The organism is Streptomyces sp. bgisy159 (assembly GCF_057707805.1).
Genome location: NZ_JBYIQX010000018.1, coordinates 135784 through 142106, shown reverse-complemented (window position 1 = coordinate 142106; position 6323 = coordinate 135784). Strand labels below are relative to the sequence as shown.

Genomic DNA, 6323 nt, shown 5'->3' with positions numbered 1-6323 from the left:
CACCAACGCGTAGGGCCGGCCGGCTCCGGCCCCACCGTCCCACTGTTCCGCCCGAGGCCCCTCGGCCCGGCAGACCTTGAGCCCTAGGAAACACGTCATGCGACACACCAGACAGGCACGCCTCGCCGCGGTCGCCACCGCCCTGATCGCGGGGCCGGTCGCGCTGTGCGCCGCGCCCGCTTCCGCCGTCACCGGCGCCCCGGTGACCGACGGCACGTTCGCCGCCACCGCGCAGATCATCGTCGGCGACGACTACCAGCACGGCTGCTCCGGCGTCCTCGTGGACACCGAGTGGCTGCTCACCAGCGCCAGTTGCTTCGCCGACGACCCGGCGACCTCGCTCGCGGTGCCCGCCGGCAAGCCGGCGCTCAGGACGACGGCCACCATCGGCCGTTCCGACCTGACCGGCACCGGCGGCGCGGTGCGCCAGATCGTCGAGCTGGCCCCGCGCACCGACCGCGACGTGGTGCTGGCGCGGCTGAACCGGCCCGTCACCAACGTCACCCCGGTCGCCCTGGCCACCGCGGCGCCCGCCGCCGCGCAGCAGCTGAGCTTCGCCGGGTACGGCCGCACCAAGACCGAGTGGGCGCCGCTGAAGCTGAACAGCGGTTCCCTCACCGTGGACTCCACCGACGCCACGACGGCCACCTTCACCGGCACGAACGGCGCGGCCGTCTGCATGGGCGACGCCGGCGGCCCGGTGCTGAACACGAGCAAGCAGCTGGTGGCCCTCAACAGCCGTTCCTTCCAGGGTGGTTGCTTCGGCATCGACGCCACCGAGACCCGCACAGGCGGGGTCGCCGCGCGCGTCGACGACCTGGCGTCCTGGATCGCCTCCAAGGTCGACGCGGTCCGGCAGACCGACTTCAACTGCGACGGCGTCGAGGACGTCGCCGTCGCCGACCCGGGCGCCACGGTGGGCGGCGACAGCGGCGCCGGTCTGGTCCGCGTGGTCTACGGCGGCGGCAAGGGCACCGCCCAGATCGACCAGGACCTCGACTGGGTCCCGGGCGGGTCCGAGGCCGGCGACGGGTTCGGCCAGGCCCTCGACACCGTCGACTACAACGAGGACGGCTGCACCGACCTGGTCGTCGGCATCCCCTCCGAGGACCTCGGCTCCGTCGCGGACGCCGGTTCGGTCCAGCTGCTGTTCGGCGCGCCCGGCGGCCTGGGCACCGGCTCGGTCAAGGCGACCGTCTACGAGCAGGGCGCGGGCAACGGCTCGCTCGCCGCGTCGACTCCCGAGTCCGGCGACCGCACGGGCGAGGCCGTCGCGGCCGGCACCACCGCCGCGGGTGAGCCGTACATCGTGATCGGTGTGCCCGGCGAGTCGCTGAGCGGCAACGCCAGGGCCGGCATGGCCGTCTACGTGCACGGCACCACCAACACGGTCGTCCACCAGGACAGCACCGGTGTGCCGGGCGGCGTGGAGGCCGGTGACCGGTTCGGCAGCGCCGTCGCCGCCGACGGCAACTACATCGCCGTCTCCGCCCCGCACGACGGCATCGGCGGCGACGCCGACGCGGGCAACGTGGCGGTCTTCCGGCACACCCTGAACTCCGAGGGCCGTCCGACGCCGGTGTTCGGCCTGGACCAGGACGTCGAAACCGTCTCCGGCGGCGCGGAGGCCGGTGACGTGTTCGGCTCCTCGCTGGCCCTGGTGGCGTACCGCCCGTCGGGCTCCGCGACCGCCTCGGACTCGATCCTCATGGTGGGTTCGCCGGGTGAGGACCTGACGATCGACAACGCCGACAAGACCGACGCGGGCATGGTCCACGCCTTCCACATCACCGCGGCGGGCGCCGTCAGCCAGACCAGCACCTACCACTCGGGCACCAGCACGGACGACGTGGCCGGCACCGCCGAGTCGGGCGACCGCTTCGGTTCGACGCTCACCGCCATCAACACCAAGCCGCGCTCGGTGAGCACCACGTCGACGCTGAAGATGGCCGTGGGCATCCCGAACGAGGCCCTCGGTTCCACGGACAACGCGGGCGCCGTGCTCACCTTCTCGCTGCTCGGCGCGCGGGGCGACAACGACCGCTGGCTGGAGGTCGGTGACGGCGACGGCATCCCCGGCACGCCGGGCGCCAACCAGTACCTGGGCCGCAGCATCCACTTCACCGGCACCCACCTGTACGTCGGCATGCCGTACGGCCCGTCCTCGTACGGCGCCCTGTACGCCCTGCCGCTGTCCAACGTGACGGCCGGCGGCACGGTGGCCCCGGTCACGACCTACCAGCCCGGCACCGGCGGACTGCCCGCCGCGGGCGCGCGCTTCGGTTACGCGGCGCGGTAAGTCACCGTAGGAGAACGACGGTTGCACGAAAGCCCTCGGGGGACCGCCCGGTCCGCCGAGGGCTTTTCGTGGTCCGCCGCCGGTCAGCCCAGCAGTTCCCGGACGACCGGGACGAGTGCCCGGAACGCCTGGCCGCGGTGGCTGATGGCGTTCTTCTCCTCGGCGCTCAGCTCGGCGCAGGTGCGCGTCTCGCCGTCGGGCTGGAGGATCGGGTCGTAGCCGAAGCCGCCGGTGCCCGCGGGCGTGTGGCGCAGGACGCCGCGCAGCCGGCCCTCGACGACCCGCTCGCGCCCGTCGGGCAGGGCGAGGGCCGCCGCACAGGCGAAGTGGGCACCGCGGTGGGCGTCGTCGATGTCGCCGAGCTGGGCGAGCAGCAGCTCCAGGTTGGCCCGGTCGTCGCCGTGCCGGCCCGCCCAGCGCGCGGAGAAGATGCCGGGGGCGCCGCCCAGTACGTCGACACAGAGCCCGGAGTCGTCGGCGACCGCCGGCAGGCCGGTCGCCCGAGCCAGCGCGTGCGCCTTGAGCAGCGCGTTCTCGGCGAAGGTGACCCCGGTCTCCTTGACGTCGGGCACGTCCGGAAAGGCGTCCGCCCCCACCAGCTCGTGCGGCAGTCCGGCGTCGGCGAGGATGGACCGAAGCTCGGCGATCTTCCCGGTGTTGCGGGTGGCGAGAATCAAACGCGTCATGCCCGCACCCTAACGGGAGGGCCGGGGCCCTTCCGGCGGATCTCCGTGGGGGAAGAGGGCGGCGTTCGCTGCGCGCTCCCGGCCGTGCCGCGCGGTGCGGTGAGAGTGCGTGTCAGGGCGTCGCGACGCCGCGGAGATCCGCCAGGAGGGCCCTACGGCGTGCAGACCTTGGTCAGTTCGCCCGCGGCGTCCACCACCGGCCCGAGGTCCGGCGTGGTGTCACCCCCGTTGACCGCCGTGCGCACGTTGTCGACGGCCTTGGTGAGGCTGTCGACGGCCTTGCCGACGTCCGCGTTGTCGGTCTTGTCGCTGATCTGGTCCAGGTCGCGGTCTATGGAGTCCAGGGACTCCTTCAACTGCGTGGGGTCGTCGGAGGCGTTCTCCACGGCCTGCTGGAGATCGGTGACGCTGTCGGCGATGGCGTCGGCGGTCTGTACGCAGTCCAGCGCCTTGCCGACGGCGTCGCAGCCGGTGGCGAACCCGGCGGTCAGCGTGACGGCCGCCACGGCGGCGGCGATGGCGGTACGGCGACCTCGGCGTCGTCGGCTCGCGGCCATGGTGCTGTGTCCTCCCCTGTGACGGCCCGCTCGGGCCCTGTCGTGTACTGCGCAAGACGCGGCGGCGGGCCGCGGGGTTGCCCGCGCCCGCCGCCTTTCTTGGCGTGCCTTTTACTTTTCCAGGACGGTACCAAGGGCGGCCCGTTGCGCCGAAGCCAGTTCGGTGCAGCCGGAAACCGCGAGGTCCAGGAGGGAGTTGAGCTCCTCCCGGGCGAACGGCTCGGCCTCGGCGGTGCCCTGGACCTCCACGAAGCGGCCGTCGCCGGTGCAGACGACGTTCATGTCGGTCTCGGCGCGCACGTCCTCCTCGTAGCAGAGGTCGAGGAGCGGGACCTGGCCGACGATGCCGACCGAGACCGCCGAGACCGTGCCGGTGAGCGGTTTGCGGCCGGACTTGACCAGCTTCCTGCCCTGCGCCCAGGCGACCGCGTCGGCGAGGGCGACGTACGCGCCGGTGATGGCGGCGGTGCGGGTGCCGCCGTCGGCCTGGAGGACGTCGCAGTCGAGGACGACCGTGTTCTCGCCGAGCGCCTTGTAGTCGATGACGGCGCGCAGGGATCGGCCGATCAGGCGGGAGATCTCGTGCGTGCGGCCGCCGATACGGCCGCGGACGGACTCGCGGTCGCCGCGGGTGTTGGTGGCGCGGGGCAGCATGGAGTACTCGGCGGTGACCCAGCCCTCGCCGCTGCCCTTGCGCCAGCGCGGGACGCCCTCGGTGAAGGAGGCGGTGCAGAGGACCTTCGTATCACCGAAGGAGACGAGGACGGAGCCCTCGGCGTGCTTGCTCCAGCCGCGCTCGATGGTGACCGGGCGGAGTTGTTCGGGGGTGCGGCCGTCGATTCGAGACATGGGCCGCAGCCTAGCCGCAGCAGGACCGAGGGCCCCTCCCGCGGTGGGAAGGGGCCCTCGGGGCAAGCCGGTGGGTTCACCGGGGCAAGCCGGTGGGATTCACCGGGGCGAGCCGGTGGGGCTCACATCATGTCCTCGATCTCCGCGGCGATCGGGTCGGCGTCGGTGCCGATGACGACCTGGATGGCGCTGCCCATCTTCACCACACCGTGGGCGCCGGCGGCCTTCAGGGCGGCTTCGTCGACCAGCGCGGGGTCGGAGACCTCGGTCCGCAGGCGGGTGATGCAGCCCTCGATCTCCTCGATGTTGTCGATGCCGCCGAGCCCGGCGACGATCTTCTCAGCCTTGCTGGCCATGTCCGTCTCCCTGTGTTCCCTGGTGCGGATCACTTTGTCGCAGTAATCCACAGTTGGCCCATCTTCGCGAGCGATACCGCGGCCGGTACCGAATGATGACGGCACGACCACGACACCGCCCGCAACTGGTCTACACCAGAGGATGCCATGAGTAGCGAGAGCGACGTCAGCCCTGCGCGGGCGAGGTGGCACAAGCTGTTCCAGGGCCTGCAGAAGATGGGCCGCAGCCTGCAGCTGCCCATCGCGGTCCTGCCCGCCGCTGGCATCCTCAACCGGCTCGGCCAGCCCGACGTGTTCGGCGACGACGGTCTCGGCTGGACGGACGTCTCCAAGGTGATGGCGGGCGCGGGCGGCGCCCTGCTGGACGGCACCCTGGGGCTGCCGCTGCTGTTCTGCGTCGGCGTGGCGATCGGGATGGCCCGCAAGGCGGACGGCTCCACGGCGCTCGCGGCGGTGGCCGGCTTCCTCGTCTACTACAACGTGCTGCGCCAGTTCCCGGAGGACTGCCCGGAGGGCTCGACGGCCGTCAGCACCGGGTGCCAGGTGAGCGACGGGGCGGTGGACCCGTTCACCTACCAGAACCCGGGGGTGTTCGGCGGCATCGTCATGGGCCTGCTGGCGGCCTTCTTCTGGGCCCGCTACCACCGCACCAAGCTGGTCGACTGGCTGGGCTTCTTCAACGGCCGCCGCCTGGTGCCGATCATCATGGCGTTCGTGGCCATCGCCGTCGCGGTGGTGTCCCTGTGGATCTGGCCACCGATCGGTGACGCCCTGGAGAACTTCAGCGACTGGCTCAGTGACGCCGGTTCCTGGGGCGCGGGCATCTTCGGCATCGCCAACCGGGCGTTGCTGGTGGTGGGCCTGCACCAGTTCCTGAACGTGCCGATGTGGTTCCAGTTCGGGACCTACACCAAGCCCGACGGCACCGAGGTGCACGGCGACATCAACATGTTCCTCGCCGGCGACCCGGACGCGGGGCAGTTCCTGAGCGGATTCTTCCCGATCATGATGTTCGCGCTGCCCGCGGCGGCCCTGGCGATGACGCACTGCGCGCGGCCGGAGCGGCGCAAGGAGGTCGGCGGCCTGATGCTGTCGGTGGCGCTGACGTCGTTCGTCACGGGCATCACCGAGCCGATCGAGTACTCGTTCCTCTTCATCGCGCCGGCGCTCTACGCGGTGCACGCGGTGCTGACGGGGGTGTCGATGGCGGTGACCTGGGCGCTGGGGGTGCACGACGGGTTCAGCTTCTCGGCGGGGCTCATCGACTACGTCATCAACTGGAGCCTGGCGACACGGCCATGGTTGATCATCCCGATCGGGCTGGGCTTCGCCGTCGTCTACTACGCGGTGTTCCGGTTCGCCATCACGAAGTTCGACCTCAAGACTCCGGGGCGGGAGCCGGAGGAGGAGCACGAGGACGTCACCAAGGCCTGAGAGGCCGTACGCCCCAAGGGGCAGGGGCCCTCGGACCATGTGTCCGGGGGCCCTTCGGCATGCCCGCGCCGGGCCGTTCGCCGGGTACTCGGCGTAGCCCTCCGGTTGCAGGTTTGACGGGTTCCTTATATCGCCCCCATCG

The 6323-nt window shown here is 71.8% G+C and carries 6 protein-coding genes; 2 read left to right on the top strand and 4 right to left on the bottom strand.

What is annotated here, in order from left to right:
* Positions 1–97: 97 nt before the first annotated feature.
* Positions 98–2299, top strand: a complete 2202-nt coding sequence (locus AC3ET3_RS19420; RefSeq protein WP_435612544.1) for a trypsin-like serine protease — start codon at positions 98–100, stop codon at positions 2297–2299.
* An 83-nt stretch (positions 2300–2382) separates the two neighbouring features.
* Here the strand turns inward: AC3ET3_RS19420 and rdgB are convergent, their stop codons facing one another.
* The 4 genes from rdgB to AC3ET3_RS19400 form a co-directional block, all read right to left on the bottom strand.
* Positions 2383–2985, bottom strand: coding sequence for an RdgB/HAM1 family non-canonical purine NTP pyrophosphatase (gene rdgB, locus AC3ET3_RS19415; RefSeq protein WP_432133252.1), 603 nt, complete (start codon positions 2983–2985; stop codon positions 2383–2385).
* A 152-nt stretch (positions 2986–3137) separates the two neighbouring features.
* Positions 3138–3542 carry a hypothetical protein gene (locus AC3ET3_RS19410; protein WP_432133253.1) on the bottom strand — a complete coding sequence of 135 codons (405 nt, stop codon included), beginning with the start codon at positions 3540–3542 and terminating at the stop codon, positions 3138–3140.
* Positions 3543–3653: 111 nt separating this feature from the next.
* A complete protein-coding gene (rph, locus tag AC3ET3_RS19405) occupies positions 3654–4391 on the bottom strand; it encodes a ribonuclease PH (RefSeq protein WP_435612543.1) in 738 nt (245 codons plus the stop codon).
* A gap of 122 nt (positions 4392–4513) precedes the next feature.
* On the bottom strand, positions 4514–4747 hold the full coding sequence (locus tag AC3ET3_RS19400) for a PTS sugar transporter subunit IIB (RefSeq protein WP_359068009.1): 234 nt from the start codon (positions 4745–4747) through the stop codon (positions 4514–4516).
* A gap of 147 nt (positions 4748–4894) precedes the next feature.
* On the opposite strand from AC3ET3_RS19400, the gene AC3ET3_RS19395 reads away from it, so the two are divergent.
* Positions 4895–6181: a PTS transporter subunit EIIC gene (locus AC3ET3_RS19395; RefSeq protein WP_432157312.1), complete on the top strand. Its 1287-nt coding sequence runs from the start codon at positions 4895–4897 to the stop codon at positions 6179–6181.
* The last annotated feature ends 142 nt before the right edge of the window (positions 6182–6323 follow it).

Bases quoted from the DNA above. Each gene is read 5' to 3' on its own strand.
- AC3ET3_RS19420 (WP_435612544.1), top strand. From the start codon at position 98: ATGCGACACACCAGACAGGCACGCCTCGCCGCGGTCGCCACCGCCCTG.
- rdgB (WP_432133252.1), bottom strand. From the start codon at position 2,985: ATGACGCGTTTGATTCTCGCCACCCGCAACACCGGGAAGATCGCCGAG.
- AC3ET3_RS19410 (WP_432133253.1), bottom strand. From the start codon at position 3,542: ATGGCCGCGAGCCGACGACGCCGAGGTCGCCGTACCGCCATCGCCGCC.
- rph (WP_435612543.1), bottom strand. From the start codon at position 4,391: ATGTCTCGAATCGACGGCCGCACCCCCGAACAACTCCGCCCGGTCACC.
- AC3ET3_RS19400 (WP_359068009.1), bottom strand. From the start codon at position 4,747: ATGGCCAGCAAGGCTGAGAAGATCGTCGCCGGGCTCGGCGGCATCGAC.
- AC3ET3_RS19395 (WP_432157312.1), top strand. From the start codon at position 4,895: ATGAGTAGCGAGAGCGACGTCAGCCCTGCGCGGGCGAGGTGGCACAAG.